The organism is Micromonospora parva (genome assembly GCF_000718515.1).
In the GTDB taxonomy this organism is placed as follows: Bacteria; Actinomycetota; Actinomycetes; order Mycobacteriales; family Micromonosporaceae; genus Micromonospora; species Micromonospora parva.
The window spans coordinates 29,403-55,896 of record NZ_JNZS01000001.1 but is presented as its reverse complement, the minus strand read 5'-3'; the positions used below and the strand labels follow the sequence as shown (position 1 = coordinate 55,896).

19 protein-coding genes are annotated in these 26,494 nt (G+C 71.7%); 6 read left to right on the top strand and 13 right to left on the bottom strand.

Annotation, left to right across the window (positions count from 1 at the left end):
* Positions 1–5: 5 nt before the first annotated feature.
* The 4 genes from IF22_RS0100220 to IF22_RS0100205 form a co-directional block, all read right to left on the bottom strand.
* On the bottom strand, positions 6–419 hold the full coding sequence (locus IF22_RS0100220; RefSeq protein WP_030327403.1) for a hypothetical protein: 414 nt from the start codon (positions 417–419) through the stop codon (positions 6–8).
* A gap of 39 nt (positions 420–458) precedes the next feature.
* The gene (locus IF22_RS0100215) at positions 459–1,031 is read right to left on the bottom strand and encodes a GNAT family N-acetyltransferase (protein WP_030327402.1); all 573 of its coding nucleotides are present in this window, start codon (positions 1,029–1,031) and stop codon (positions 459–461) included.
* Between the two features lie 80 nt (positions 1,032–1,111).
* Complete coding sequence (locus IF22_RS0100210; protein ID WP_030327400.1) at positions 1,112–1,552, bottom strand: EVE domain-containing protein; 441 nt, start codon at positions 1,550–1,552, stop codon at positions 1,112–1,114.
* 33 nt (positions 1,553–1,585) lie between these two features.
* A complete protein-coding gene (locus IF22_RS0100205; RefSeq protein WP_245233465.1) occupies positions 1,586–2,812 on the bottom strand; it encodes a hypothetical protein in 1,227 nt (408 codons plus the stop codon).
* 168 nt (positions 2,813–2,980) lie between these two features.
* Between IF22_RS0100205 and IF22_RS0100200 the strand changes: the two genes are divergently transcribed.
* Positions 2,981–4,528, top strand: coding sequence for an NAD(P)/FAD-dependent oxidoreductase (locus tag IF22_RS0100200; RefSeq protein ID WP_030327398.1), 1,548 nt, complete (start codon positions 2,981–2,983; stop codon positions 4,526–4,528).
* Between the two features lie 61 nt (positions 4,529–4,589).
* Here IF22_RS0100200 and IF22_RS0100195 read toward each other — a convergent pair whose 3' ends face one another.
* The gene (locus IF22_RS0100195) at positions 4,590–5,243 is read right to left on the bottom strand and encodes a TetR/AcrR family transcriptional regulator C-terminal domain-containing protein (protein ID WP_030327396.1); all 654 of its coding nucleotides are present in this window, start codon (positions 5,241–5,243) and stop codon (positions 4,590–4,592) included.
* Between the two features lie 94 nt (positions 5,244–5,337).
* On the opposite strand from IF22_RS0100195, the gene IF22_RS0100190 reads away from it, so the two are divergent.
* Positions 5,338–6,465: an FAD-dependent oxidoreductase gene (locus IF22_RS0100190; protein ID WP_030327395.1), complete on the top strand. Its 1,128-nt coding sequence runs from the start codon at positions 5,338–5,340 to the stop codon at positions 6,463–6,465.
* Between the two features lie 30 nt (positions 6,466–6,495).
* On the opposite strand, the gene IF22_RS0100185 is transcribed toward IF22_RS0100190, so the two are convergent.
* The gene (locus IF22_RS0100185; protein WP_051708064.1) at positions 6,496–7,836 is read right to left on the bottom strand and encodes an esterase/lipase family protein; all 1,341 of its coding nucleotides are present in this window, start codon (positions 7,834–7,836) and stop codon (positions 6,496–6,498) included.
* 31 nt (positions 7,837–7,867) lie between these two features.
* The gene (locus tag IF22_RS0100180) at positions 7,868–12,373 is read right to left on the bottom strand and encodes a WD40 repeat domain-containing protein (RefSeq protein WP_030327392.1); all 4,506 of its coding nucleotides are present in this window, start codon (positions 12,371–12,373) and stop codon (positions 7,868–7,870) included.
* 189 nt (positions 12,374–12,562) lie between these two features.
* On the opposite strand from IF22_RS0100180, the gene IF22_RS0100175 reads away from it, so the two are divergent.
* Together IF22_RS0100175 and IF22_RS0100170 are read left to right on the top strand one after the other, a co-directional pair.
* On the top strand, positions 12,563–16,027 hold the full coding sequence (locus IF22_RS0100175) for a ThuA domain-containing protein (protein WP_030327391.1): 3,465 nt from the start codon (positions 12,563–12,565) through the stop codon (positions 16,025–16,027).
* A gap of 395 nt (positions 16,028–16,422) precedes the next feature.
* Complete coding sequence (locus tag IF22_RS0100170; RefSeq protein ID WP_051708063.1) at positions 16,423–16,959, top strand: AAA family ATPase; 537 nt, start codon at positions 16,423–16,425, stop codon at positions 16,957–16,959.
* A 57-nt stretch (positions 16,960–17,016) separates the two neighbouring features.
* Here IF22_RS0100170 and IF22_RS36100 read toward each other — a convergent pair whose 3' ends face one another.
* Positions 17,017–20,070: a S8 family serine peptidase gene (locus IF22_RS36100; RefSeq protein WP_209444447.1), complete on the bottom strand. Its 3,054-nt coding sequence runs from the start codon at positions 20,068–20,070 to the stop codon at positions 17,017–17,019.
* Between the two features lie 338 nt (positions 20,071–20,408).
* Here IF22_RS36100 and IF22_RS0100160 point away from each other — a divergent pair, with 338 nt between their 5' ends.
* Together IF22_RS0100160 and IF22_RS0100155 are read left to right on the top strand one after the other, a co-directional pair.
* On the top strand, positions 20,409–20,846 hold the full coding sequence (locus tag IF22_RS0100160) for a MarR family winged helix-turn-helix transcriptional regulator (RefSeq protein WP_036410444.1): 438 nt from the start codon (positions 20,409–20,411) through the stop codon (positions 20,844–20,846).
* Complete coding sequence (locus IF22_RS0100155; protein WP_156057195.1) at positions 20,833–21,357, top strand: aspartate carbamoyltransferase; 525 nt, start codon at positions 20,833–20,835, stop codon at positions 21,355–21,357. Before IF22_RS0100160 ends, IF22_RS0100155 begins: the two co-directional genes overlap by 14 nt.
* On the opposite strand, the gene IF22_RS0100150 is transcribed toward IF22_RS0100155, so the two are convergent.
* The 5 genes from IF22_RS0100150 to IF22_RS0100130 all read right to left on the bottom strand — a co-directional run bounded on the left by IF22_RS0100150 (position 21,354) and on the right by IF22_RS0100130 (position 26,481).
* Positions 21,354–22,535, bottom strand: a complete 1,182-nt coding sequence (locus IF22_RS0100150; protein ID WP_030327383.1) for a purine-cytosine permease family protein — start codon at positions 22,533–22,535, stop codon at positions 21,354–21,356. The genes IF22_RS0100155 and IF22_RS0100150 overlap by 4 nt on opposite strands.
* The gene (locus tag IF22_RS0100145; protein WP_051708097.1) at positions 22,528–23,325 is read right to left on the bottom strand and encodes a sugar phosphate isomerase/epimerase family protein; all 798 of its coding nucleotides are present in this window, start codon (positions 23,323–23,325) and stop codon (positions 22,528–22,530) included. Before IF22_RS0100145 ends, IF22_RS0100150 begins: the two co-directional genes overlap by 8 nt.
* 62 nt (positions 23,326–23,387) lie before the next feature.
* A complete protein-coding gene (locus IF22_RS0100140) occupies positions 23,388–24,539 on the bottom strand; it encodes a dihydrodipicolinate synthase family protein (protein WP_030327380.1) in 1,152 nt (383 codons plus the stop codon).
* Entirely contained in the window at positions 24,536–25,687 is a 1,152-nt protein-coding gene (locus IF22_RS0100135; RefSeq protein ID WP_030327378.1) for a Gfo/Idh/MocA family protein, read from the bottom strand. The genes IF22_RS0100140 and IF22_RS0100135 overlap by 4 nt, the downstream gene beginning before the upstream one ends.
* Before the next feature lie 38 nt (positions 25,688–25,725).
* A complete protein-coding gene (locus IF22_RS0100130; RefSeq protein ID WP_051708096.1) occupies positions 25,726–26,481 on the bottom strand; it encodes an ABC transporter ATP-binding protein in 756 nt (251 codons plus the stop codon).
* Positions 26,482–26,494 lie beyond the last annotated feature (13 nt).

The following is a 26,494-nucleotide window of genomic DNA, read 5'->3' as shown; positions in this document are numbered from 1 at the left end:
GCGCGTCAGCCGGCGAGCAGGTCGTGGTGTGCGGCGCGCAGCCGGGCCAGCGCCGGATCGCTGCCCGGGACGATCCGGCGATCCAGCTCGGACCACACCTCGGCCAGCGCCGCGCGGACCGCGCTCAGCTCGGCGGCGTGCCGCTGGCTGCTGCGTCGGTGCTGCTCGTCGAGGCGCCGAGCCCATCCGGCGGTGACCGTGGCGAGACGGTCGGCGTCGGCGCGGGCCTGCGCGCCGCTGCGGGCGGCCACGGCGGGGACGATCGCGGCGACCGGGCGGGGGTCGCCGTCGCGGGTGACGACGGTGACCGCGTCGGTCAGCTCGGCCAGCGCGACGAGCTGGCTGAACCGGGTGCGCGCCTCACGCAGCGGCACGGAACGCGGCGGGTCGGGACGAGGGGTGAGCGCGGGGACGGCCATGGATGCATGGTGTCGCCCGGGTACGACAGAAATGCGTCGTCAGTGGACAGTGGCCGGCGTCCCGCTCGATCCGGCCAACCACTCGTCGGCCAGCACGGACCAGACTTCGAGGTCGATCCGGCCGTTCGGGCCGGGGGCGACCTGGCGGAGCGTGCCGTCCAGGCGCAGGCCGAGCCGACCGGCGAGGGCCTTGCTGCGGGTATTGTCGGCGTTGGTGCGCCACTCCACCCGCTGGATGCCGCGCTCGCGCACCGCCCAGTCGACGAGCCGGCGGACCGCCGGTGCGACCATGCCCTTTCCCTCGGCTGCCGGCTCCACCCAGCAGCCGACCTCGCAGACACCTCGGGTCACGTCGAACGACACGAGCAGGACCCCGCCGACCAGGGTGCCGCGCCACCACAGCCCCCAGATGCCGCCGCTGTCGCTGGCCCAGCGGTCGGCGTAGCGCTGCAGGACCGCGCGGGCCGACGCAAGGTCGGTGGCCACGAAGGTCGGCGACACCCACGGTTGGATGTGCTCCCGGGCCCGGTCGAGGTTGGCGAGGAACTCCTCGGCCCGCCACGGCTCCAGCGGGCGCAGCTCGACGTCCTCGGTCAGCGGCACTGCGAACACCGGGCCTCCACTCAGTTCGCTCCGAACATCGGTGACAGGTTCGCACAGGCAGTTCCGGCGAGGCGCGGCCGCCCTCGCGCTCACAGTGGCAGATGGGTGCGCAGGGCGGCGAACTGGGCCACTGTCAGGTAGGAGGGGTTGGCGGCCTGCGGCTGACGCAACACCTCCAGGTCGGCGAGTCGGTCGTCGGCGCGCAGCACGGTGCGGGGCACCCGGTCCCCGGCGGCGAGGATGGGCAGGTCCAGCGGCACTGACCACTGCTGCCCCGCAGGGCCCGGCGTGGCCGCTCCGGTGACCCGTCCGACGCCCCACACCCCGTACGGCAGTCGGGCCCGGCTGCCGCTGGCCCAGAAGATCACCGGGTGCCCGGCGCGCATCAGCCGCGCCCGATAACCGGGGCGGACGCACCAACTCGTCACCAGTGGCTCGGCGGCGAACCGGGCGGTGAGGTCGACCAGGTCGGCGTTGCCCTTGATCAGCCAGGCGCCCAGGTCGTCGAGGCGCACCAGTGACTCGGTCATCCGCTCATCCTGCCCGGCCGGCGGTCCGCCCAATCAGATGATCATGTGGGTCCAGTAGCTGAGCCACAGCACGAACAGCACGCCCTGCACCACGGCGAGCGTCGCGGTCAGCCACACGTCGACGCTGGCGTGCCGGGCCCAGCGGGCCAGCACCAGCGCCACCGGGAAGACCGCGAGCAGGTAGCGCAGCAGGCTCTTGTACACCGGCGGCCCCATCGACAGCGGCACCAGCACCATCAGGACGCCGTACACCAGGTAGGCCAGTTCCCGGCGGCGGAACCCGGCGACCAGCACGCCCAGGACGGCCACGGCGAACCACACCCGGGCGGCGTCGCGTGGCTCCCCGGTCAACCCGTTCAGCAGCACCGGCACCGGGTTCTGCACCTCGATCCCCCACCCGGTCTGTTGCGCGTGCTGGTAGGCGAACCAGTCCCCACCCCGCCACCGGCAGTACGCCATGAAGGTGAACCACCCGGCGGGCAGCAGCAACAACGGCCACCCGATCCGCAGGTAGCCGAGCAGGGCGCGCGGGCCCAGCCGCCAGTCGTGCTGGCGCAGCAGCACCAGAGCCAGCGGCAGCACCACGAGCAGGCCGACGGAGCGGCTCATCGCCAGGAAGTAGCCGACCACCCCGACCAGCAGCCACCGCCTCCGCTCGGCGTAGTAGAAGGCGGCCAACGCGAGGCAGACGAAGAGCGACTCGGTCAATGCGGCCTGGAACAGGAACGCCGTCGGCAGCAGCACCAGGTACCGGGTGAACCGGCGGGCCGCGCGCGCGTCGCCGAGCAGCAGCTCGGCCAGCCGGTAGCCGTACCAGAGCGCCAGCAGGAACGCGACGTTGCTGATCAGCAGCAGGGCCAGGGCGTTGTCGCCGCCCAGCAGCGCGCCGATCGGCCGGGCCAGGAACGGGTACAGCAGGGGGAAGCCGAAGTCTCGCCACGGCTCGGTCAGGGGCAGGGTGCTCAGCCGCAGGTAGAGCAGCGAGTCCCAGGCGAACCAGAACGACAGCCACCGGTGCCCGGAAATCTCCCGCTGTTGCGCCCACATCAGCGCCTCGTCCGGCGGCGGGGCCCCGGGGACACCGTCCCAGGCGTGCAGGACCAGGAGCCCGAGCACTGTGAGCAGCAGCTTCGCGCCCAGGAACAGGGCAATGACGTACGGCCAGGGCGCCGGCACCCGACGGGCCAGGCGCGCCGCGCCGCGGCCGGCCACGATCGCCCGGGCGGCCAGCGCCGTCGTGCCAGTGCGCCACCGGTCCATCCGCCCCGCTCCCCCGCTCCCCGGCCGCGTGGGGAGTCGCTCTTCTCGTGGTACGCCGCCGCGCGCCCCGCCGAAGCGAGGACCAGCCGCCATCAAGTGTGACATTCTGCGCAGAACGGGTAGACGCCGCGCCTCAACCATGGCGGTGAGCAGGGGGAGCGCGTCAGCATGAGCGAGCACATCGGCACGGTGGTCATCGGCGCGGGGCCGGCCGGGCTCACCGCGGCGTACGAGCTGCTCCGGCACGGCCGATCGGTGCAGGTGTTCGAGGCCGACGAGGTGGTCGGCGGGATCAGCCGGACCGTCGAGCGCGACGGGTGGCGGTTCGACATCGGCGGGCACCGGTTCTTCACGAAGGTGCCCCGGGTCGAGGCGTTCTGGCACGAGATCCTGCCGGACGAGGACTTCCTGACCCGGCCCCGGATGAGCCGCATCTTCTACCGGGGAGCCCTGTTCAACTACCCGTTGAGCGCCATGAACGCCCTGCGCAACCTGGGTCTGCCGGAGGCCGCCCGCTGCCTCGGCTCGTACGCGCGCGCCCGGCTGCGACCACCACGCGACCAGTCGCACTTCGAGGGCTGGGTGTCGGCCCGGTTCGGCTGGCGGCTGTACTCGATCTTCTTCAAGACGTACACGGAGAAGGTGTGGGGTATGCCGGCGCACCGGTTGCAGGCCGACTGGGCGGCGCAACGGATCAAGAACCTGTCGCTGGCCACGGCGATCCGCAACGCGCTGCTGCCCCGGCGTCGGCGCACCGACGTGACGAGCCTGATCGAGCAGTTCCAGTACCCGAAGTACGGGCCGGGGATGATGTGGGAACGCTGCGCCGAGCGGGTCCGCGAGCGGGGCGGGCAGTTGTCCACCGGCAGCTGGGTCACCGCCGTGCACCGCGACCCGGCCCGCCGACGGGCGATCAGCGTGACCGTCAATGGCACGGGCGGTCAGCGCACCGAGGCGGCCGACCACGTGATCTCGTCCATGCCGATCTCGGAGCTGGTGGCCGCGCTGCACCCGCCGGCCCCGCCGGAGGTCCGGGCCTGCGCGGCCGACCTGCGCTACCGCGACTTCCTGACGGTCGCCCTGGTCGTGCCGGCGGAGTTCTCGTTTCCGGACAACTGGATCTACGTGCACGACCCGGAGGTGCGGGTGGGCCGGATCCAGAACTTCGGCTCCTGGTCGCCGTACCTGGTGAAGGACGGCCGCACCTGCCTGGGCCTGGAGTACTTCGTGTTCGAGGACGACGAGATGTGGCGTACCCCGGATGCCGATCTGGTGGCCCTGGCCACCGCGGAGCTGGAGCGGTTGGGGTTGGTCCGACCCGGTGTGGTGGAGGCCGGCTACGTCGTGCGGATGCCCAAGGCCTACCCGGTGTACGACGAGCGCTACCAGCACAACGTGGAGGTGATCCGGGCCTGGCTGGCCGAGGCGGTGCCGAACGTGCATCCGGTGGGCCGCAACGGCATGCACCGCTACAACAACCAGGACCACTCGATGCTGACCGCGATGCTCACCGTCGAGAACATCGCCACCGGGAGTACGCACGACATCTGGTCGGTCAACGTGGAGCAGGACTATCACGAGGAATCCGCTGGCGGCGACAACCGGCGGGGCACGGGGCGGGACGCGCCGGTGGTGCCCAGTCGGGTCATCGCGGCCTCGATCAGCGCGCCGGGCGGGTCGGACGAGCGGTCCTCCGCCCCGGCTCCCCCCGCGTGAAGCCGCGCAGGCCTCACGAAACGAGCCGACGCTCAGTCGGCAGTGCCATCGCGGCGGTGGGTCACCTGCGGGGTTCGCCGGTGATGCCGTCCAGGACGGTGGTCAGGTTGTGGTGGAAGGTCTCCTCGGCATTGAGGTGCGCGCCGTCGATGACGAGCCGGGCCACTGTGGGGTACCTGCCGGTCGTCAACATGCGGGTGAGGTAGGGGCCGAGGCGGGCCTGAAAGGCGGCGAGGTCGGTGCCGGTGGACCGGGTGGTGCGGCGCTCGGTGACCTCTCTGCGGACCGCTCCCACCAGGAAGGCGTTGAGGGCGCCCACGGCTCGCTGGAGGTCGTCGATGTCACGCACGGCAGGGGCCTTGCTGAGCGCCGCAGCGGTCGCCTCGCCCACGGCGAGCGCGTGCGGCCCCAGGTGCGGCCGCCCGCCGAGCAGGTCGGCGAACCACTCGTGCGCGAGGGCGGCGTCACGGGTCGCGTGGGCGATGGCCAGCAGCGTGGCGCGCCACTGCGCGTGCTGGGCCACCTCGGCGATCCGGGCATAGACGACGTCGACCATGAGGTCGAGGAGTTCGGATTTGTTGGTCACATAGTCGTAGAGCCGCATCGGGCCCACACCGAGCTCTTTGGCGATCTTGCGCAACGACAGCCCGTCGAGGCCGCCCGCGTCGGCGAGCCGGATCGCCGCAGCGGCGATCGTGTCCCGGCTCAACGGCACCGGCGCCGCCCTCGGTTGAGGTTCGGGCCGCTCCCACACTGACAACGGCTCACTACCGTACGGCGTATCCACAAATACAGTGTACGGTAGCGCCATGAGAACGCGAATCGCGATCGCCGGTGGTGGCCTCGGCGGGTTGACGCTGGCCCGGATCCTGCATCGGCACGGCATCGACGCGGTCGTGTACGACCGCGAGGCGAGCCGGTCCGCGCGCCCTCAGGGCGGCGCCCTCGACCTGCATCCGGAGTCCGGGCAGCTGGCACTGGCCGAGGCGGGTCTCGCCGACCGGTTCCAGTCGGAGGCGCGGCCCGAGGGCGAGGAACATCGCATCCTCGACCCGACCGGGCGCACCCTGGTGCACCACGTGCCGCAACCCGGCTCATTCTCCGGGCGACCCGAGATCGACCGCAGCGCCCTGCGTGATCTCCTGCTCGACTCCCTGCCCAGCGGCACGGTTCGTTGGGGGCACCGGCTCGTCGCGGCGACCGCATGCCCCGACGGGGGCTGGGATCTGACGTTCCACGACGGCCACCGGGCCTCCTGCGACATCCTCATCGGCGCGGACGGCGCGCGCTCGGTCGTCCGCCCGCTGCTGACCGACGTCGCGCTGTCCTATGTGGCGACCCTGGTGGAGCTGAGCGTCGAGGACGCCGACCGGCGCCGTCCCGACCTCGCCGAGTTGGTCGGCCCCGGGAACCTGTGGTGCGTCGGCGCGAACCAGATCCTGGCCGCCCAACGTCTCGGCGACGGCAGCCTCCGGGTCGGGATCTCGCTGCGCGCGCCGGAGCAGCCCCTCGACACCTACCGCAGCAAGCGTGCCCTGCTGGACCTGTTCGCTGGCTGGGCCCCCCGCCTCACCGCACTCATCGCGGCCGCCGACAGCCCGCCGACGCCACGCCTGATCGAGGCGATGCCCCTCGGTACGCGCTGGGCCAACCGGCCGGGCGTCACCCTCATCGGCGACGCCGCGCACCTCATGCCGCCGGTCGGCGAGGGCGCGAACCAGGCCATGCTCGACGCGGCGGAACTCGCCGGCCGACTCGCCGCCGATCCGGCCGACCCGAACGCGGCGATCCGTGGCTACGAAGAGTCGATGTTCACCAGGATCCACCCGATCGCCGAGATGTCCGCACGGGTCCAGGCCATGATGCTGTCCCCTACCGCGGCGGACGACATCGTGCGCTTCTTCACCCGACCGGCGGAACCGGCACGCGCGGACTGACACCAGCGCGCCATATCGGAGAGCGGCGGTTCACCCCGCCGGTGCCACGAAGACGAGGTCGGAGATGGCCACCGGAGGAACCTCGGCCACCGCCTCGACGACCATCCGCCAGGTCCCCACCGGCGGCAGCAGGTAGCCGTCGTAGCGGCAGTGCCCGTCGGGACGCAGCATGGTCACGGCGACCGGTTCGCCGCGGTCCGGGCACTCGAGTCGGGCGTGCAGGAGCAGGTCCGGCCGATCGGCGGTCACCACCACCGGCAGCGGCGTGTCCGCCACCGCCACCTCGGGCACGTCCAGGCCGAGTTCCACCGGCGGCGCCAGGATCTCCCCCAGGTCGACGGGATCGATCTTGTCGAGGATCACGTCGAGCACCCGACGCGACGCGGTCAGCGGGCCGTGTCGTTCGGCGAAGCAGGTTGCCTCCTCGGTGGTGGCCCACTCCGGTGGCACGGCACTGAACAGCGGCACCGTCCCGTCGCCCAGATAGTCCCGACCCTGGTAGGCCTTCCCGTACGACAGGCCGTCCCGGTCGACGGTCACGCTCTGCCAGGTGGGCTGGCGTTTGCCGGCGACCGCGTGAACTGTGTACTCGGGGCGGCCGTTCACCCGCACCGCCGCGGCGATCTCGTCATGGAAGGCCAGTCCGGACGCCACCGCGTCCGGCGGCAGCCCCGGCAGGGCCACGTCCCGCACGTTCGCCGGTCCACCGCCGACGTCCACGCAACGGTACGTCGGCAGCAGCTCGTACAGTGACGGGAAGGTCCGCGTGACGTCGGTCAGCAGCGTGTCCCAGCCGAGCGAACGCAGTGGCCGGAAGGCATCGCCGGTCAACGCCCGCACCGCGTTCACCGAGCCGCGGTAGGGCGTGCCCAGTGTGACCAGTCGGCGGGTCAGCTCCCGGCCACCCAGCACCTCGATGAGGTACCGGGCGACGAGCCCGCCCATCGAGTGACAGACGAAGACGACTTTGGCGCTCGGGCCGCCAGCGCCGCGCCGCCACTCGTCCAACCAGGACCGTACGTGCTCGTTCAGCAGCCTCGCGGTGTGCCGGTTCGACCGCCGCCAGTCGTAGCTGAACACCCGCAGAGCCGGGCCGAAGGCATCGGTGAGCTGTCGCAGCAGGCGGTCGTACCCGGGGCCGCCATAGAACCCGGGCCACAGGTGGAGGCCGCGAACCGGACCCGCCGGCCGCAGCCCGTCCGTCCCCGGCGCACCCTCGGCAAGGCGCAGCAGTTCGACGGTACGGGCGAACGCCGCAGCGCCTCGGGCGACCGTGGGCCAGGACAGATTCCAGACGTCGCCCCGCCCGGGCAGCGTCAACACGCTCCCCGTCACCCCGGGCACCATGACGACCAGGTCACGGGTGGGCATGCGGCTCCTCCGCTCGGATGGTTCGGATGGTTCAGTTCCCTCGGGGCCAGGGCATCCAGGTGCGGCGTCGCCGACCCTCTGACTCTTCCGGCGGGGTCGGCGTCGCCGCCATGGAGGAGGGCTCCGGTTCCGGGGCGAAGACCGGCCCATCCGCCGGGACGCGCTGCCGGCGGCCGCCCGTCGCCCCGCTCTGCTCGGGCGGTACCGGAAGTCGCCGCAGCTCCACCATGTGAACCCCGTCGTCGCCGCCGCTGGCCAGGAGCGTCCGACCGTCACGTTCAATGATCGTCAGTGCGCGTACGGCCGCCGTCTGGCTGGTCAGTTGGGCCAGACGCTGGCCGGTCCGGCAATCCCAGAGCAGCACCGTGCGGTCGTCGCCGCCCGAAGCCAGCACCGTGCGCCCGTCGATCTCACCGATGGCGAGCGCGTTCACCGCCTCCCCGTGCCCCCGCAGGGTGTGGATCTTTTCGCCCCGCTCGACGTCCCAGAGCACGACGTTGTTGTCCTGCCCGCCGGTGGCGAGCACTGATCGGCCGGAAAGGTTACCGGCCGCGAGCGCCCGCACGTAGCCCTTGTGCCCGGCCAGCAGCTGCACCTCTTCGCCACCGAGATCCCGCAGCTCGACGGTGTCGGAGAAGCCGACCGTCGCCACGACCCTCCGGTCCCCGTGGACGGCGACGGCGAGGGCGTTGACCCGACCGCCCGCCGTCTGCACCGTCCACCTCTCGTGCGTCGCCGGAGACCACAGCACAAGCTGCCCCAGGTCGCCCGTGTAGGCGACCAGAACGCCCTCCCCCAGGTCGCAGAACGCCACCGCCATGACGGACAGCACGGCGTTCCCACGGGTGGCGTCCAACAGGTCGCCGGTGGCGGCGTCGCACAGTCGCACGGACTGGCCGGCGGCGACGGCGACGACCGGCCGGCCACCCAGCTCGGTGACCGCCAGGGCGTTCACCGCGCCGACCCCGACGATGGGCTGGCGGACCCGTCCGGTCATCGCATCCCAGACCAGCACCCGCCCGTCACGGCCGCCGGTCACCAGCACGTGCTCGGACCCGATCCGGGTGAACACCGCGCTGGTGGTGAACCTGCCGTCGTCCCGGGTGGCGCCGCCGGTCGACGTCACTGTCTCCCAGAGCCGCAAGGTGCGGTCGGCACCGCCGGTGGCCAGCACCGCCGGCCCTCGACCCGTGTTGAACCCCAGGGCGAGGATCGACTCCCGGTCGCCGGGCGGATCGTCGCGCGGCTCCTGCTCATCGCCGGGACCCTCCGGCCCTTCGAGCGCCAGCATCCGGCGGCCTTCGCCGGCCCAGTCGGATTCGGCGTGGTACACCGACGGCGGATGCCGCAGCGTGCGCAGCGCGGAGCCACTCACCGGGTCCCACAGGCGGACACCGCCGTCGTCTCCGGCGGTGGCCAGCACCGTCCGGCCGTCGATCTCACCGAAGGCGAGCGCGTTGACCGCTCCGGTGTGACCGGTGCAGCTGACGTGGGACTCGCCGGTCCCCGCGTCCCACAGCGTCACCGTGCCGAACGCACCGCCGGTGGCCAGCAGGAGCCGACCGCCGATGGTGGCCGCCGCCAACGCGTAGATCCAACCGGTGGTCCCCAACGTCCGCAGCAGGACCCACCCCTCGGGGTCCCAGAGGCGTACCCGGCCGTCGTCGCCGCCGGTGACGATGAGGAAGCGGCCGTCCCGGCCCTGGGCCGTCACGATCGCCCGCACCGTCGTGAGATGGTCCGGCAGGGTGGCATGCAGGTTCAGGGCCGGCAGCCCCCAGATCCGCACGCTGCCCGCCTCGTCGCCGCCGACGAGCAACGCCCGCCCGTCCGGCAGGGTGACCGCCGCCAGCGCGTGCACCCAACCGCCTGCGTGGCTCACCGACGCCTCCTGCGCGCCGGTGGTGAGGTCCCACAGCCGCACCGTGCCGTCGGCGCCACCGGTGGCGACGAAGTTCCGCCCGTCGACGGCGACGATCTCGACGGCGAGCACCGGAGCGCGGTGCCCCCGCAGCGTCGCCCGGTGGTTGCCTGTCGTGTCCCAGACGCGGACGGTGCCGTCCCCACTGGCCGTGGCGATGACCACGTCGCGCGACACCTCACGGATCGCCACCGCGGTCACCGCGCTGGTGTGCCCGGCCAGGCGTCGGTGGAAGGCGCTGCGCTCGCCCCGGCCCCACAGGCCCCGCCAGGGGACTTCGTCGACCGGGTGCAACAGCGGCAGGGCTTCCGGCTCGTGCGCGAGGGCCACCGACTGCAACGCGGCGGCGCGCTGCGCGGTGGACATGTCCGGGAAATCGGCGGCGGTGCGCCAGTAGAGCCGGACCAACGGCCGATCGCGGTGGTCGACACCGGCCAGGACCCGCCACAGCCGGGTCGGCTCGGCGTAGAGCAGGAAGGCGCTGTCGTCGACGAGTTCCGGCAGGCTGTCACCGGCAGCGGCGTGCGTCGCCAGGTGCCGCAGGACGTACGGATTGGCGTCCGGCCAGCGACGGACGCCATCGATCGTCGTCAGGCCGACCAGAGCCCTGGTCATGAGCGCCTGCACCCGCCGGGTCTGGGTGCCCCGTCGGAGGTAGTCGTTGTACGACTGGTGGTACAGCCGGTAGACGGCCTGGCCGTCCTCACTCGACTCCACCAGGTGCGCGCCGGCGTTGGCCATCAACCAGTGCAGGTCGGCCTCGGTGTACCGACCGCCGTCGGTGACGGCGTTGGCGAGGGTGAGCCACACGTCCCGGCGCGGCAGCCCGGCGCCCTCCGCCCACGCCAGCGGGGTGAGCAGGTCACGGACTCTGCGCTCGTGGTCGCCGAAGCGGGCGAGGTCCTCGGCGAAGGCATCGACCACGCTGCCGCTGAGCAGGCTGCGCATCTGCGGCGATCCCAGGTCCGCTACCTGCGGCATCCGGGCGAGTCGTCGGGTGAGGAGGCGGGCGAAGAGGAACACGCCGTTGCTGTGGGCGGCGATCTCCTCCGCCGCGCGCCGGGCCTCGCCGTCGCGTCCCACGTAGGGAGAGCCTGCGGTGTGGGTCAGCCGCCGGAACGAGTAGCTGGCGATGTCCGCGTCCTGGTCGGCGTCGCGGTCCAGCCAGATCACCTGGTCGTCGCTCACCCCCAGGGCACGCAGCAACGGCCGGTGCCCCTGCTCGGCGCTCACCGGGTCGCCCGAGCGGTCCGGCCGGGTAGCCACGAGGACCTTGATGCCGGGCAGCTCGGCAAGCGGTCGCAGCAGTTCCGAGGCGATCAGGCGGATGTCGCGGTGCTGTGCCTCGTCCAGCGCGTCCAGCAGGATCGTCGCCCGGTGACGGCGAACCTCGCTGACCCGGTGCACGAACTCGCTCGCGGTCTGCCAACCACGGCTGGGCGCGGTGATGTTCAGGGCCTCGGACAGTTCGTTGACACAGTCCAGGATGGCCTTGTTCTTGGCGTGCACTCCCGCGTGGATCGACCCGGCTGTCGGGATGGTGTCCACCGGGACCCCGCTGAGGCCACCGTGGATCTCCACCTCCTGCCGGTAGTCCGGGACCGACAGGATCGCCAGCCGACCGAGCACTGCCGATTTGCCGCACCCCGGGGACCCGGTGACGGCGAGCATGCCCGGCCGGTCGTCGTTGAGCCAGGCCACGATCCGTCGCAGTACGGTGTGCCGACCGGTGAAATACCACCCCTGGTCGTCTCCGGCATCGATGCCCCGGAACTTGAGCATGAAGTGCTCGACGACGTCCGCCGGCAGCAACGCGTTTCGCTGGCGCTGCTCGTCGACGTTGACGTCTGGCAGCCAGCCGCGGTGCCGTGGGTTACGGAAGAACCGGCCCACCATGCCCGCCATGTCATGGTCGGGGGTCTGCAGGATCCGGCCGGCATCAATGCTCGCGAGCTTCACCCGCAGCGCCTGAGCCAGCTCGTTCGGGGTGATGTGCCGGTCCCGGTCGGTCCACGGCAGGTACGACGGATCCGGTGGCGGGCCGTCCCTGAGCACCTCGGCGAGCGCCCGGGAGAAGACGAGTTCCTTCGCCACCTCGAACCGGCTCGCGGAACTGATCACCGCGATGTTGGGCCGGCCGCCACCGGCCGCGACGCGACGCTCCGCCTGCCGTCGGAACCCGTCGACGATCTCGTCCGCGGCACCACCGGCACCGCACGCGTCGACCAGGACGACGATCTCGGCGACGTCCTTTGTGGCGAGCAGCTCACCGAGCCGCCGCGCCGACATCGCGGTCTCCTGCGCCGGCTCCGGGCCGGTGGTGTCCCGGCAGCACAGAAAAAACTCGCCGCCGTGCACGGCCTTGCCGTGACCGGCCCAGTAGACCACCAGCCGGCGCGGGTTCGGGGACCACTCGCGGATGGCTTCCTTCACGCTGGCGGCGAGCCCGTCGCGGGGAAGGTCGCTGGCCGCGCGAATGAAACCGGTGCGAGCCAGGACGGCCGCCGCCGCTTCCACCTCCGGACGAATCCGACGCAGCGGCGGAAGCGCGTCGTACCTGTCCATGATGACCGTCACCAGCTCACCCCAGGGCCGTTCCGGCCCGTCGCCGCGCATGTCGGTCAACCGGTACTCCTCATCGCCGCATCTCGCAGGAAGCAGCGTAGTGCAAAGGTCACCAGCCGCAACGGCGCGGGAAACCGCTTACCAGAGCGCTATTGACGGTTGTCACTGGCTGTCAGTACCGTGATGCGGGCAGCGAGAAAGCGCTTTCCGACCCCTCACCGTCCAACAGGGAGCGCCCCCATGCCCCGACACCTCCGCGCGTTCTGCCTGATCCTGCTCGCCGTCGCCGCCGTGGTGAGCACCACCACCGCCCTGCCCGCCGAGGCCGCCCCGCGCTTCCGGGTGCTGGTCTTCTCCAAGATCACCAACTTCTACCACGACTCGATCCCGGCCGGCATCGCCGCGATCCAGCAGCTGGGCGCCGCCCACAACTTCGAGGTCGTCGCCACCACCGACGCGGCGGCGTTCACCGACGCCAACCTCGCCACCTTCGACGCTCTCGTGTTCAACAACACCAACTCGCTGCCCACCTCGGGCGACCTGCTCAACGCCAGCCAGCGGGCGGCGTTGCAGACGTTCATCCGCAACGGCGGCGGCTGGGCCGGCCTGCACGCCGCCTCGGCCAGCGAACGCGACTGGCAGTGGTACGAAGGCCTGGTCGGCACGATCTTCGACTACCACCCCGACTTCTCCGCCACCGGTGGCACGTTCCCCGGCCGGGTCAAGGTGCTCGACCGGGCGCACCCCTCCACCCGCAACCTGCCGGAGCTCTGGGAGCAGAGCGAGGAGTGGTACAACTGGCGGACCAACCCGACCGGCAAGGTGCACACCCTCGCGCAGATCAAGGTGCGCGACGGGATCAACGGCCTGGACGAGGGCGTCGACCACGCGTACTCCTGGTGTCAGCGCTACGACGGCGGCCGGTCCTGGTTCACCGCCGGCGGGCACGCCAGCTCCCAGTTCAGCAGCGCCACCTTCCTCGAGCACCTGCGCTACGGCATCGAGTGGGCGGCCGGCGCGGTCGCCGGTGACTGCTCGGCCACCAAGACCGGCAACTTCGAACGGGTGGGCCTGGTCACCGAGAACCTGGCCGACCCGTTCGAGTTGGCCGTCGGCCCGGACCGCAAGGTCTACTACATCCAGCGCACCGGGGCGCTGAAGGTGGTCAACCAGGACACGCTCCAGGTCACCACGCTGCTGGACTTCGCGTACACCTCGGCGATGACCGACCAGTCCGACGGGCTGCTCGGCATGACCCTGGACCGCAACTTCGCCAGCAACGGCTGGATCTACCTGCTCTGGTCGGACAAGACCCTCAAACAGCTCAACCTGTCCCGGTTCACCGTCGCCAACAACAGCGTCGCGCTCTCCTCGGAGCAACGCCTGCTGGCCGTCCCCACCTACCGGGGCGAGGGCCGGGCCAACTCGCACATGGGCGGGTCGCTGGCAATGGACGGCGCCGGCCGGCTCTACGCGGCGATCGGTGACAACACCGACCCGTTCGCCTCCAGCGGCTACACCCCGATCGACGAACGCGCCGGCCGCGCCGCCTGGGACGCCCAGGGCACCGCCGGCAACACCAACGACCTGCGCGGCAAGATCCTGCGGATCACCCCACAATCCGACGGTACGTACACAGTGCCCAGCGGCAACCTCTTCCCGGCCGGCACCGCGAGGACCCGGCCGGAGATCTACGCGATGGGCATGCGCAACCCGTTCCGGATCACCATCGAGCCGCAGACCAATGCGGTGCTGGTGGCCGACTACGGCCCGGACGCCCGCGCCGCCGACCCCAACCGTGGCCCGGAGGGGACTGTCGAGTTCAACCGGATCACCAGCGCCGGCAACTTCGGCTGGCCGTACTGCGTGGGCAACAACATCCCGTTCAACGACTACAACTTCGCCACCAACACCTCCGGGGCGAAGTTCAACTGCGCCGCGCCGGTGAACAACTCGCCCAACAACACCGGTCTGACCACCCTGCCGGCGGCCCGGTCCGCGCTGGTCTGGTACGCGTACTCCGCCTCGACCCAGTTCCCCGAGCTGGGCACCGGCGGTGGCGGGCCGATGAGCGGCCCGGTCTACGACTACGACCCGGCCAACCCCCGCACCACGAAGTTCCCGGAGTACTTCGAGGGCAAGTGGATCACCTATGAGCTGACCCGCAGGTGGTTCAAGACGCTGTCGATCCACAAGACGGCGCAGACGTTCAGCAACGCCCGCTTCGCGCCGACCGCCGTGGGTGACCTCCAGTCGATCAACGGGATCTTCGACACCATGAGCTGGATCCAGCCCTTCGAGGCGGAGTTCGGCCCGGATGGTTCGCTCTACGTCATCGACTTCGGCGAGGGCACCGGCAGCGGACGCGGCGGCAGCAACGCCGGAGCCGGCATCTACCGGATCGACTACGTCGCCAACGGACGGCCACCGACCGCGAAGATCGCCGCCACCCCGGACAGCGGGCGCGCGCCACTGTCGGTCAGCTTCTCCTCGGCCGGCACGACGGCGGGTGACGGCACGGCGCTCAGCTACGCCTGGGACTTCACCAACGACGGCAGCACCGACTCGACGGCCGCCAACCCGAGCTTCACCTACTCCACCGCCGGCAAATACACCGCCCGGCTGACCGTGCGCAACAGCGGCAACGGGTTGACCGCCACCGCCGTCACCGAGGTGGTCGTCGGCAACACCCGACCGACGGTCACCATCACCGTCCCCGACGGCGGCTTCTTCGACTTCGGCGACAAGATCCCGTACACGGTGACGGTCACCGACCCGGAGGACGCCACCATCGACTGCGCCAAGGTGACAGTGCAGACGCAGCTCGGCCACGACCAGCACGCCCACCCGCTGGACGTCTACACCGGCTGCTCGGGGCTGCTCGCCACCGAGGCCGACGCCGGTGACGGCCACGGGCCGGGGCAGAACCTCTACACCCTGATCACCGCGCAGTACACCGACGGCGGCGCGGCCGGTGGCGTACCGGCGCTGACCGGCTCCACCCGTGTCCAGTTGCAGCCGAAGAGCAAGGAGGCGGAGCACTTCAGCGCCCAGTCCGGCGTCACCGTCAACGACCGGGCCACCGCCCGCGCCGGCAAGCGGCTCGGCGAGGTCGACCACAACGACTGGGTGGCGTTCGGGCCGGCGGACCTGCGCAACATCGGGTCGGTGACGCTCGGGGTGACCAACGGCGGGCTCGGCGGCACCATCGAACTGCGCACCGGCTCACCCACCGGCACGCTGATCGGCAGTGCCACCATCGGCTCGACCGGTGGATGGGACAACCTGGTCTCCCCCACCGTCACGCTGACCAACAAGCCCACCGGCACCACCACCCTGTACGCCAGGTTCGTCAACGCCGCCCAGACCGGTGGCACCCCGGACCTGCTCGCCCTGGACTGGCTACGGTTCAACGGCGCCGGGGTCAAGCAGGAGCCGGGCGGGACGCTGTCACTGGCGGCGAACCCGGCCAGCGGCACCGGAACGCTGAACACCACGCTGACGGCCACCGCGACGGCACCGTCCGGGCAGAGCATCACCGACTACGCGTGGGACTTCGGTGACAACAGCGCCGTCACGCACGGGGCGACGCTGCGCTCGATCGCCCACACCTACCCCCGCAGGGGCACCTTCACCGCTCGGGTGACCACCACCTACAGCAGCGGGGAAACGCGCTCGATCAACCTGACCATCACGGTCAGCTGACCGTCACGCGGTGGTGGGCGGGGTCGATCTCCGCCCACCACCGGTGGCAGCTCGCCGGCAACACCGAGTTGCCCGCACTCGCCGAGCAGCGCGGGCGCACCGACCGGGCGGTCGCACGACGGTGTTACTCACCGAACGGTGCGCGCCCAGACGATCTACTCCACCGGCCGCGCCCGGGGCTCAGATGTCCGTGGTCCCGCTGACCGGCCGGCCGGCGGCGTGCGCGGCGCGGCGCGGCGCGGCGCGGCGCGGCGCGGCGCGGTAGATGGTCCCCCGACTGCACCGGTGACGCCAATCAGCGAGCCGAAAGCGTGGGTGAAGCTGTTTAGGCGAGCCTCGCCGACCGTGCCGGGAGAGGTCGGGGGCACCTGACATGCCTGACTGAGGGAGCCCGCATGAGCAATCGATACGTCGTCATCACCGGTGGGCCGGGTGCCGGAAAGACCACGCTGCTCGACAGCCTGCGGCGAGCTGGATACGCGTGTGTCGAGGAAGCGGGGCGGCAGATCATCCAGGACCAGCTTCGGATCGGCGGTCAGGCCGTGCACGGCGCGGACTCCCGTCTGTACGCCGAGATCACGCTGAGCTGGGAGATTCGTTCCTACCGTCAGGCCAGCCAACACACCGGTCCGGTCTTCTTCGATCGCGGCATTCCGGACCTGGTCGGCTACCACCTGCTGCTCGGCTGGCCGGTGCCGGACCACCTGGCGGCCGCAGCACGCCAGTTCCGCTATCACCGGCGCGTCTTCGTCGCCCCGCCCTGGCCGGAGATATATACCAACGACAGCGAGCGATACCAGGACTTCACCGAGGCGGTGCGCACCCATGACGCCATGGTCACCGCCTACACCCAGCTCGGCTACGAGCTGACTGCCCTGCCGCTGAGCGACGTCAACTCGCGCCGCGCCTTCGTCGAACGACTGACACTCTGATCCGGACGCGGACTGTGGGGCGGTGCGCGACGGCACCGCCCCACAGCTCACAACGGTCTACTCCCAGGAACTCTGCTGGGTGTAGACGAGGTTGCCGGGGACGACGGTGCCGTTGGTGCTCCACTCGGTGTAGGCCCAGAAGTCACCCTCGGGCAGCGGCTTTGTCGGCTTCAGCTTGAACGAGTACGTCAGGCCGCGCTCCACACTGGCGGGAGCCTCCAACGTGGCACCCGCGTACGTGGTGTTGCGCCCGATGATGGCGTGCCCGAGCTGGAAGTCAACGACGGGACTGCCGGGGTACTGCGCGAACACGTACGCCGTGTAGCGCCCCGGCTCGGGCAGGAACTTGTAGGCCTGCTCGGTGCTGGTCCAGTACCTGTCACTGCTGTAGATCAGCTTGTCGCCCTTGTACAGGTACAGGTCGAGGTTCGTGTTCGGGTCGTCGGTGGTGGTCTCGACCACGATGCCGGCGGTGTTCGCCGGCACTGTGAAGTCGACCTTCTTCACACCGGTCGCCTTCGGGTCGAACACGCCGCCGTAGACGCCGGCCGGCATCGAGTACGACGTCCGCCGCATCGGCGTGTAGCCGGTGCTACGGCCGACGAACGGTCCGGTGAAGCCGGGCTGGACCGAGCCGAACGCACCGTTGGTCATCCGACCGAACTCCTCGCCGTCGTCGGCGTACGGCCGGGGGGTGATGCCCCACGGGCGGGCGGCGACCGGGATCCGGGCGCTGTGTGCCTTGCCCTGCCAGGTGATCGAGCCGGTCACGTACCGGTCCCAGGGTGCGCCGCCCCGACGAACGGTGATGGTCACCGTGGCGGACTGACCAGGCGCCAGCGTCACCGACGCCGGCGACACGGTGACCTTCATGCCGGGCAGGCCGGACACCGACGAACGGTAGGTCTCCTTCGTCTTGCCCACGTTGGTCAGGGTGCGGGTGACGGTCACCGGGCGGGTGCCGTCGTACTCACGCAACGAGATGGCCGGCAGGTTGAGTTCCTTGCCGTCGGGCTGGGCCGTCTCGCTGAACGTGACCAGTTCCTTCGCCGTCGGCTGGATGACCAGGCCGGGGTCGGTGGCCTTGGCCAGGTTGATGAACCCGCTGCCCTGCTCCAGCGGGTCGGTGGTGCCGACGGTGTCGGTGGCGGTGGTCCGCAGCGCGGAGGCGACCGCGCCCGGCGACCAGTCCGGGTGGGTGGCGCGCAGGATCGCCGCCGCGCCGGCCACGTACGGCGAGGCCATCGAGGTGCCGGAGTACGCGTCGTAGTTCCGGCCGAAGTTGCCCGCCGGAGAGACCGCCGCGATGATGTCAGACCCCGGTGCGACCAGGTCCGGCTTGAAGACGCCGAAGGTCACCTTGTCCGGGCCGGTGGAGGAGAAGTCCGCCACGCTGGGCAGGCCGGGGACGCTGGAGCCGTCACCGCCGCTGCGCACTGAGGCCTTCGCGTCGGTGGGGTGGCGCATCAGGTAGTTGAAGAGGGTGCCGGCCTGCTTCTCGGTGGGCAGGTAGACCACCGGGAAGTTGAAGATGGAGTTGATCCGGTAGTTGCCGACCGGGTCGAACACCACCATCGCCGCCCCGCCCTTGGCCTTGATCTCGGCGGCGGAGCCGAACATGTCGGACAGCGCGCAGGCGACGACCTTGCCCTTGATCTTGGCGCTGTCGAGGCTGCCGGGCTCGCAGTAGACCGCGCCCAGGTCGGGCGAGCCGGCCTGTTCGCCGAAGACCATCGGCAGCGAGTCGCCACCGGGCAGGGCGTCGAGCGAACCGCCGACGAGCTTCGTGCCGTCGCCCAGCTTGACCGTCGCCTCGTCGAGCTTGGTCACCGCCGCGCCGACAGTGGTCACCCACGGTGCCGCGTTGCTGATCGCCCCGCTCACGATGCCGGTGTTGCCGGCCGACGCGGCCACGAAGACCCCGGCGAGCGTGGCGTTGAGGAACGCGATGCCGATCGGGGTGTTCGCCTCCCAGTCACCGAGCTGGGAGCCGATCGAGAAGTTGATGACCTGCACGCCGTCCGCGACGGCCGCGTCGATGCCGGCGATGATGTCGGCGTCGTAGCCCATGCCACCCCAGAGCACCTTGTAGACGGCGATCTGGGCGTCCGGGGCCACGCCGGAGACGGGGCCGAAGCGGCGACCGTCGATGGTGACGTTCGGCAGCGACAGGCCGGCCGCGGTGGAGGCCGTGTGCGTGCCGTGCCCGGCCACGTCGCGGGGCGACAGGATCTCACCCTCGGGCACCGTGCCGCCGTAGGCGAGCCACGAGTCGGCGAAGTACCGCGCGCCGACGATCTTGCCGTTGCAGTGCTCGGCCACGAAGGCGACACCGGTCTGGCAGGTGCCGCGCCAGTTCGCGGGGGCGGGCATCTTCTTGGCGAACGACGCGCTCTCCGGCCAGATGCCGGTGTCCAGGACACCGATCACCATGCCCGCGCCGGTACCGGGGCCGGGCTTGCCGGGCTTGCCGGGGGTGTCCGGCCTGCCGGCGGTGTCCGCTCCCGCCGACTGGTCCCGCTGTTCAGGGGTGGCGGTGGCCGGGGTGGTCGCGATCGGAGCGGTGGGCGGGGGCGTCGGGGTGCCCAGCGCCCGTGAGGCGGTGACGGCGCGGACGCGCTTGTCCGCCCGCAGCGCGGTCACCTGCTCGGTGGTCAGCTTCGCGGAGAACCCGTTGAAGGCGGTGGTGTACGCGGCGGTGACCTGGACCTTCGCGGCGGCGGCGACGGCGCTGCGCTGCGCGTCGAGGTGGCTGCGGTAGGCCCGCGCCGGCGCGGACGTCACGTCCAGCCGGTCACCCGCCTCCGGGCGGGTTCGCGCCAGCCCGGACGAACCACCGGCGTACGAGGTCAGGGGCTCCTCGGCCAGTTCGACGATGTACCTGCCCGGGCGGCTCTCGTCCGCCGTGGCCTGCTGCTCGGCCGCGTTCCTGCCGCCCGGTCGGCGGTCGGCGCCGTCGGTCAGGATGACCTTCTTGTCGGACCCGGGGGTGAAGTACCCGCCCGCGCCGCCGCCCTTGGTTCCTGCCGGGGCCGCCGACGCCGGTCCCGCGATGCCGGCGGTGCCGGCGATCAGGGCGAAGACCAGCGTCGGTATCGCTAGTCTTCGCACCCTGTCTCTGCTCGTGCCTGTAGCCACGAGGCTCCTTTCGGTTGCTCCCTTGTGGAGCTGTTCATCGAACGCGACCCGCTCATGGGAGCGCTCCCCCACCTAAGCCGCCGATGGTTAATCGATGGTTTGCGCGGTGTTACGGATCGCCGGTGCGTATAAGATCACGTTCTGCCGGCCGCGCCTAGATCACTTTTTCCGGACCCCGCGGGCACAGGGCGTACGCCCCGGTCAGAGTCGGCCCGACGGAGGGGTGACCGTCCAGCAGGTCTCCCAAGAGGCTCCGACGCGGCTCTCCACAATGGTTGAACGGCCGAACCATCTGGTTGTATTGTCGAACCATGCAGGCTGGTGAGCTCGACGCGGCGCAGGAAGCACTGATGCGTTTCGTCCGCAATTTCGGCCTCCATCAGCCGGACCGGACACCCTGCGGGCAGCCCTTGCCGGTGTCGGAGGCGCACGCCATGGTGGAGATTGCTCGGGAGGGGCAGATCCGGCAGGTGGAGTTGGCTCGCCGGCTGCGTCTGGAGAAGAGCACCGTCAGCCGCCTGGTCAGCAACCTGGTCAACCGGGGCTGGGTGCACCGAGAGACGGCCGAGGGTGACGGTCGTGGCGTTCTGCTTCTGCTGACTCCCGCGGGCGCCACGGCCGCCACCCGACAGGCCGATGCCCGTCGGACCCGGCTCACCGCCCTGCTCGATCGCGTGCCCGACGACCAGCGCGCGGCAGTGGTGCGTGCGCTCCAGACCCTCGCGGAGGCCACCGGTGAACCGTTCTGACCGCCCTCGCCCCCATCGGGCTCTCGTCCTGGCGGCCATCGCCGCCGCCACGCTGACCGGCGGTTGCGCCGACGACTCCGCGCCGTCGATACCGACAACGACCACCTCCGATCGGCAGGCTGACGTCGCCGATCGAGGGGCTTCCGTCATGCCGTTCGACCTGGAACGCACCACGCACCGCTTCACGAAGAGCGACACCGGCGGCGTGCAGACCGTGGTCGCCGACGACCCCCAGGACACCACCCAGGTCACCCTGGTCCAACACCACCTGAGCTCCGAGGTCGAGCGGTTCCGGCGCGGTGACTTCAGCGACCCCGCCCGCATCCACGGCGCCGAGATGCCGGGCCTGGCAACGCTTCGGGCACACGGCGGGCGGATCACCATCACGTACGAGGCGGTTCCCGGCGGCGCGCGCGTCACCTACGCCACAGACGACGCGGCGCTTCGCGATGCCCTGCACCACTGGTTCGATGCCCAGGTCAGCGACCACGGCTCGCACGCCACCCGCTAAGCGCCACCAACCGAGTGGCCTCCGCCACCTCGGCGGCGCCAGAGCACCGTGCAGGCCGCGGCGAGGGCCAGCCCGAGCAACGGGGCGGCACCCACGCCGGCGAGCGTGCAGGCCACCGCGAGCAGCGCCGGCGGCACCCAGCACCAGGCGGGCACGGTACGCGGGACCCGACCGCGCCGACGGGCCGCCGCCTCCACGGCCATCGGCACCACCAGCACCGGCAGCGCGGCGGCCAGCACCGTCAACCACTGCAGCACCAGACGGTCGAACCGCGCCACCGCCAGCACACCGCCGAGCACCGCGACGAGCAGCATCGCCGCCCGCACCGGCAGCCGGGGAGCCAGGCCACGCAACGCCAACGAACCGGAGTACGTGGTGGTCAGCGCCGCCGCGAAGACCGCCACCGCGACGAACAGGTTCGCGGACCCGGCCAGACCCGAGCCGGCGGCGAGCAACGCCACCACGTCGGCCGAGCCGGTGCGCAGCCACAGGCCGGCACCGGCGAGCACGCCGAGCAACGCCGGCCCGACCAACAACCCCACGCACCAGGCCAGGTCCCGCCGCCGGGCAAGACCCACGCTGAAGTCCGGCGCGCGCAGCGCGAACACCGCCGCGTACCCGATCAGCGCCGCGGCGTCGACGAGCCCACCGGCGGCCAGCCGGACCGGCGCACCCGGTGGTGGCAGCACCGTCAGGCACCAGCCGACCAGCACCACAGCGCTGAGCGTGGTGAGCACCGCGACCCGGTTGCCGAGCCGGGCCGGCGCCCACGAGACGGCGAGGACCGCCACCTCCAGCAACGCCGGCCCGGCCCAGGCCGGCAGGTGGGTCAGCGCCGCCAGCGACGCCCCGCCGAGGCCGACGTTGAACCCGTTCCACCCGATCATCGACGCCGTCAGCACCGCCGCCAGCAGCAGCCGCGAGGTGTCCCCCAGGTACGCGGGCAGCACCGCCGTCAACGGCGCACCGTCGCCGAGCGGCCGGCGCAGACCGATCCGGCCCTGCCCCCAGAGCAGGGCCGCCATCAGCGCCCCGCCGATCAGCAGCCCGGCCACCGGCACCGCGCCGCCGTGCCGGGCGGCCATCGCCGCGCCGAGCACCAGCGTGGCGGGTGCGGTGCCAATGCCCAGCCAGGCGCCGACCGCCGCCGGCCACCGCCGTTCGGGCAGGTCAGACAACGTGGCGCAGGTACCCGGCGATCGCCGCGTCGAGCACCTGGGCGCCCGGACGCGCCCACACCTCGGCGGAGAAGACCTCCACCTCGATCGGGCCGACGTAACCGGCCGCGTCGACCGCCTCGCGCAGCCGGCGCAGCTCGATGCACCCGTCGCCGGGCAATGCCCGGCCGAGCAGCACCCCCTCCGGCAGCGGGGTCACCCAGTCGCAGACCTGGAACGCGGCGATCCGGTCGGCGGCTCGCGCGACCTGCGCGTACACCGTGTCATCCCACCAGACGTGGTACGCGTCCACGACCACGCCGACCACCGCCGGGTCGAACCGCTCGGCGATGTCCAACGCCTGACCCAGGGTGCTGATGACGCACCGGTCGGCGGCGAACATCGGGTGCAGCGGCTCGATGGCCAGCCGCACCCCGGCGGCCTCGGCGTGCGGGGCCAACTCGCCGATCGCGTCGGCGACCCGACGCCGGGCGCCGTCGATGTCCCGGTTGCCGGCGGGCAACCCACCGGACACCAGCACCAGCTCCGGGGCCCCGAGGACGGCCGCCTCCTCGATGGCCCGCAGGTTCTCCGCGCGCCAGTCGTCAGCCGTGAAGAACCCACCCCGGCACAACGACGTGACGGCGAGACCCGCGTCGCGGACCAGTTTCGCCGAACGGGCCAACCCGTACTCGGCCACCGGCTCCCGCCACAGGCCGATACCCGGCACGCCGGCCGCCACGCACCCGGCCACCACCTCCGGCAACGGCCAACGCTGGGCGGTGGCCTGGTTGAACGAGAAGCGGGTCAGGCTCACTGGGTTCGTCTTCGCGCGCGACTGCGGGGCTCGCAAACCCGGCTCACTCCTCGCGCTCACTGGGCCACCCCCGCCACGGTGAACAGGGCCCGGGCGCGGGCGGCGGCCAGCTCGGCGTCGGGCAGCAGCCCGGCGGCGTCGGCCAGAGTGAGCAGTGTGGCCAGGTGCGCCGGCGACCGCCCGGACTGCGCGCCACCGACCATGGTGAAGTGGTCCTGGTGCCCGGCCAACCACGCCAGGAACACGATCCCCGTCTTGTAGTGCCAGGTCGGCGCCGCGAACAGGTGCCGGGCCAGCGGCACGGTGGGCGCGAAGATCTCGTCGTACGCCGTCAGGTCCCCCCGGTCCAGGGCGGCCAGCGCGGCGGCGGCGGCCGGTGCGATGGCCGCGAACACCCCGAGCAGCGCGTCGGAGTGACCCACCTCGTCGCCCCGGATCAGCTCCGGGTAGTGGAAGTCGTCACCGGTGTAGAGGCGTACCCCAGCCGGCAGGCGACGGCGCAACGCGATCTCCCGGTCGGCGTCCAGCAGCGACACCTTGATGCCATCCACTGTGGACTGGTGGGTCTTGATCAGCTCGACGACCGTGTCGGCCGCCAGGCTCAGGTCGACAGCACCCCAGTAACCGGTCAACGCCGGGTCGAACATCGGGCCCAGCCAGTGCAGCACCACCGGCTCGTCGGCGGCGCTCAGCAGCTCGTCGTACACCAGTAGGTAGTCCTCGGGGCCGCGCGCGGCGGCGGCCAGGTGCCGGCTGCACATCAGCACCGGCCGGGCGCCGGCCGCCCGCACGTCGTCGAGCTGCTCGGCGTACGCGGCGGTGACCGCCGCCAGGGTGGCCGGACCGGCCGGCAACTGGTCGGTGCCGACCCCGGCGACGATCCGCCCACCCACCGCGCGGGCCTCGGCGGCGCTGCGCCGGATCAGCTCCCGGGTCGCCGGATAGTCCAACCCCATCCCCCGCTGGGCGGTGTCCATCGCCTCGGCGACCCCCAGCCCGTACGACCACAGGTGCCGCCGGAAGGCGAGGGTGGTGTCCCAGTCCACCGCCGCCGGGGCGCCCGGCACGTTCTCCGCGCCCGGATCGGCGACCACGTGCGCGGCGGCGTACGCGATCCGGCTGGTCGCCGGCGCGTCCGGTCGGGCGAAGCCGCTCCCCCCGGCGAACCGGTGCCGTCGCCCACCCGGCAGCACCACGGCCGCGGTCATGAGCGCAGCTCCGGCACCTCGACGCGGACGCCCTCGCGGGCCGCGCGCAGCCCCAGCTCGGCGAGCTGCACCCCACGCGCGCCGGCCAGGAAGTCCCACCGGAACGGCTCGCCGGCCACGACGTGCCGCAGGTACGCCTCCCACTGCACCTTGAAGCCGTTGTCGAACTCCTCGTTGTCCGGCACCTCGGCCCACTGGGCGCGGAAGTCCTCGGTTGCCGGCAGGTCCGGGTTCCAGACCGGCTTCGGGGTGACCGCCCGGTGCTGCACCCGGCAGGACCGCAGGCCGGCGATCGCGCTGCCCTCGACGCCGTCGACCTGGAACTCCACCAGCTCGTCGCGGTACACCCGCACGGTCCACGATGAGTTGATCTGCGCGATCACCCCGCCGTCGAGCTCGAAGATGGCGTACGCGGCGTCGTCGGCGGTGGCCGGATACGCGTGGCCGGCCTCGTCCACCCGCTCGGGCACGTGCGTGGCGATCACGCAGGACACCGCGTTGACAGTGCCGAACAGCTCCTCCAGCACGTAGTGCCAGTGCGGGAACATGTCCACCACGATGCCGCCGCCGTCCTCGGCCCGGTAGTTCCACGACGGCCGCTGCGCGGGCTGCCAGTCGCCCTCGAAGACCCAGTACCCGAACTCGCCGCGTACCGACAGGATCTGACCGAAGAAGCCGCCGTCGACGAGACGCTTGAGCTTGCGCAGACCGGGCAGGAAGAGCTTGTCCTGCACCACACCGGTCCGTACGCCGGCCGCGTCCGCCGCCCGGGCCAGGTCGAGCGCGGCCGCGGTGTCCTCGGCCAGAGGCTTCTCCGTGTAGATGTGCTTGCCGGCCTCGATGGCCTGCCGGATCGCCTTCTCCCGCTGCTGGGTGACCTGCGCGTCGAAGTAGATCTCGATGTCGTCGCGGGCCAGCGCCGAGGTCAGGTCGGTGCTCCAGTCGGTCAGTCCGTGCCGCTCGGCGAGCTCCCGGAGCTTCGTCTCGTTGCGCCCGACCAGTACCGGTTCCGGCCAGATGGTGGTGCCGTCGGCCAGCGCCACACCACCGGATTCGCGGATGGCCAGCAGCGACCGGACGAGGTGCTGCCGGTAGCCCATCCGTCCGGTCACGCCGTTGACGATGATGCCGATCGACCTGCGGGTCATGGTGTTCCTTCCGTCGTGCTGGTCGTGCCGATCCGCGTTCAGTGGTTGGCGGCCGCGCTGCCGAGCAACCCACGCAGGTCGGTGGCGAGCCGGTCGAAGCGGGGATCCGACATCACCTGCGCGTAGTCGCGGTGCGCCGGCAGCTCGACCGGGAAGGTGCGGATGATCCGGCCGGGCCGGGGACTCATCACCACAACCCGGGTGCCGAGGAAGACCGCCTCGGCGATGGAGTGGGTGACCAGCACCACTGTGGTCCCGGTCTCCCGCCAGATCCGGTGCAGCTCGGCGTTCATCTGCTCGCGGGTCAACGCGTCCAGGGCGCCGAACGGTTCGTCCATGAGCAGCACCGGCGGGGAGTGCAGCAACGCGCGGCAGAGCGCCACCCGCTGCTGCATGCCGCCGGACAGCTCGTGCGGCAACGCCTTCTCGAAGCCGGTCAGACCGGTCATCTCGATCAGCTCGTCGGCGCGGCGGGCCGCCGTCGTCCGGTCCATGCCGCGCATCTCGGCCTGGAGCAGGATGTTGGCCCGGGCGCCGCGCCACTCCAGCAACGCGGCCTTCTGGAAGACGAAGCCGATCTCCTTCTGCGGCCCGCGCACCGGACGCCGCAGCAACGACACCTCGCCGCTGGTCGGCGTGACCAGTCCCGCGACGATCTTCAGGAGGGTGGACTTGCCACAGCCGGACGGGCCGACGATCGTGACGAACTCGCCCGGCTCGATGTCCAGTGAGACGTTGTCCAGGGCGGTGGTCTGCGACCGCCGGGTGGTGAACCGGACGGTCAGCCCGGACATCCCGATGGCGGTG

What these genes read in the sequence shown, in the direction of transcription:
- IF22_RS0100220 (WP_030327403.1), bottom strand. Translation starts at nt 419, where the DNA reads ATGGCCGTCCCCGCGCTCACCCCTCGTCCCGACCCGCCGCGTTCCGTG.
- IF22_RS0100140 (WP_030327380.1), bottom strand. Translation starts at nt 24,539, where the DNA reads ATGACCGCGGCCGTGGTGCTGCCGGGTGGGCGACGGCACCGGTTCGCC.
- IF22_RS0100200 (WP_030327398.1), top strand. Translation starts at nt 2,981, where the DNA reads ATGAGCGAGCACATCGGCACGGTGGTCATCGGCGCGGGGCCGGCCGGG.
- IF22_RS0100185 (WP_051708064.1), bottom strand. Translation starts at nt 7,836, where the DNA reads ATGCCCACCCGTGACCTGGTCGTCATGGTGCCCGGGGTGACGGGGAGC.
- IF22_RS0100205 (WP_245233465.1), bottom strand. Translation starts at nt 2,812, where the DNA reads ATGGACCGGTGGCGCACTGGCACGACGGCGCTGGCCGCCCGGGCGATC.
- IF22_RS0100170 (WP_051708063.1), top strand. Translation starts at nt 16,423, where the DNA reads ATGAGCAATCGATACGTCGTCATCACCGGTGGGCCGGGTGCCGGAAAG.
- IF22_RS0100135 (WP_030327378.1), bottom strand. Translation starts at nt 25,687, where the DNA reads ATGACCCGCAGGTCGATCGGCATCATCGTCAACGGCGTGACCGGACGG.
- IF22_RS0100160 (WP_036410444.1), top strand. Translation starts at nt 20,409, where the DNA reads ATGCAGGCTGGTGAGCTCGACGCGGCGCAGGAAGCACTGATGCGTTTC.
- IF22_RS0100180 (WP_030327392.1), bottom strand. Translation starts at nt 12,373, where the DNA reads ATGCGCGGCGACGGGCCGGAACGGCCCTGGGGTGAGCTGGTGACGGTC.
- IF22_RS0100190 (WP_030327395.1), top strand. Translation starts at nt 5,338, where the DNA reads ATGAGAACGCGAATCGCGATCGCCGGTGGTGGCCTCGGCGGGTTGACG.
- IF22_RS0100130 (WP_051708096.1), bottom strand. Translation starts at nt 26,481, where the DNA reads ATGTCCGGGCTGACCGTCCGGTTCACCACCCGGCGGTCGCAGACCACC.
- IF22_RS0100210 (WP_030327400.1), bottom strand. Translation starts at nt 1,552, where the DNA reads ATGACCGAGTCACTGGTGCGCCTCGACGACCTGGGCGCCTGGCTGATC.
- IF22_RS0100175 (WP_030327391.1), top strand. Translation starts at nt 12,563, where the DNA reads ATGCCCCGACACCTCCGCGCGTTCTGCCTGATCCTGCTCGCCGTCGCC.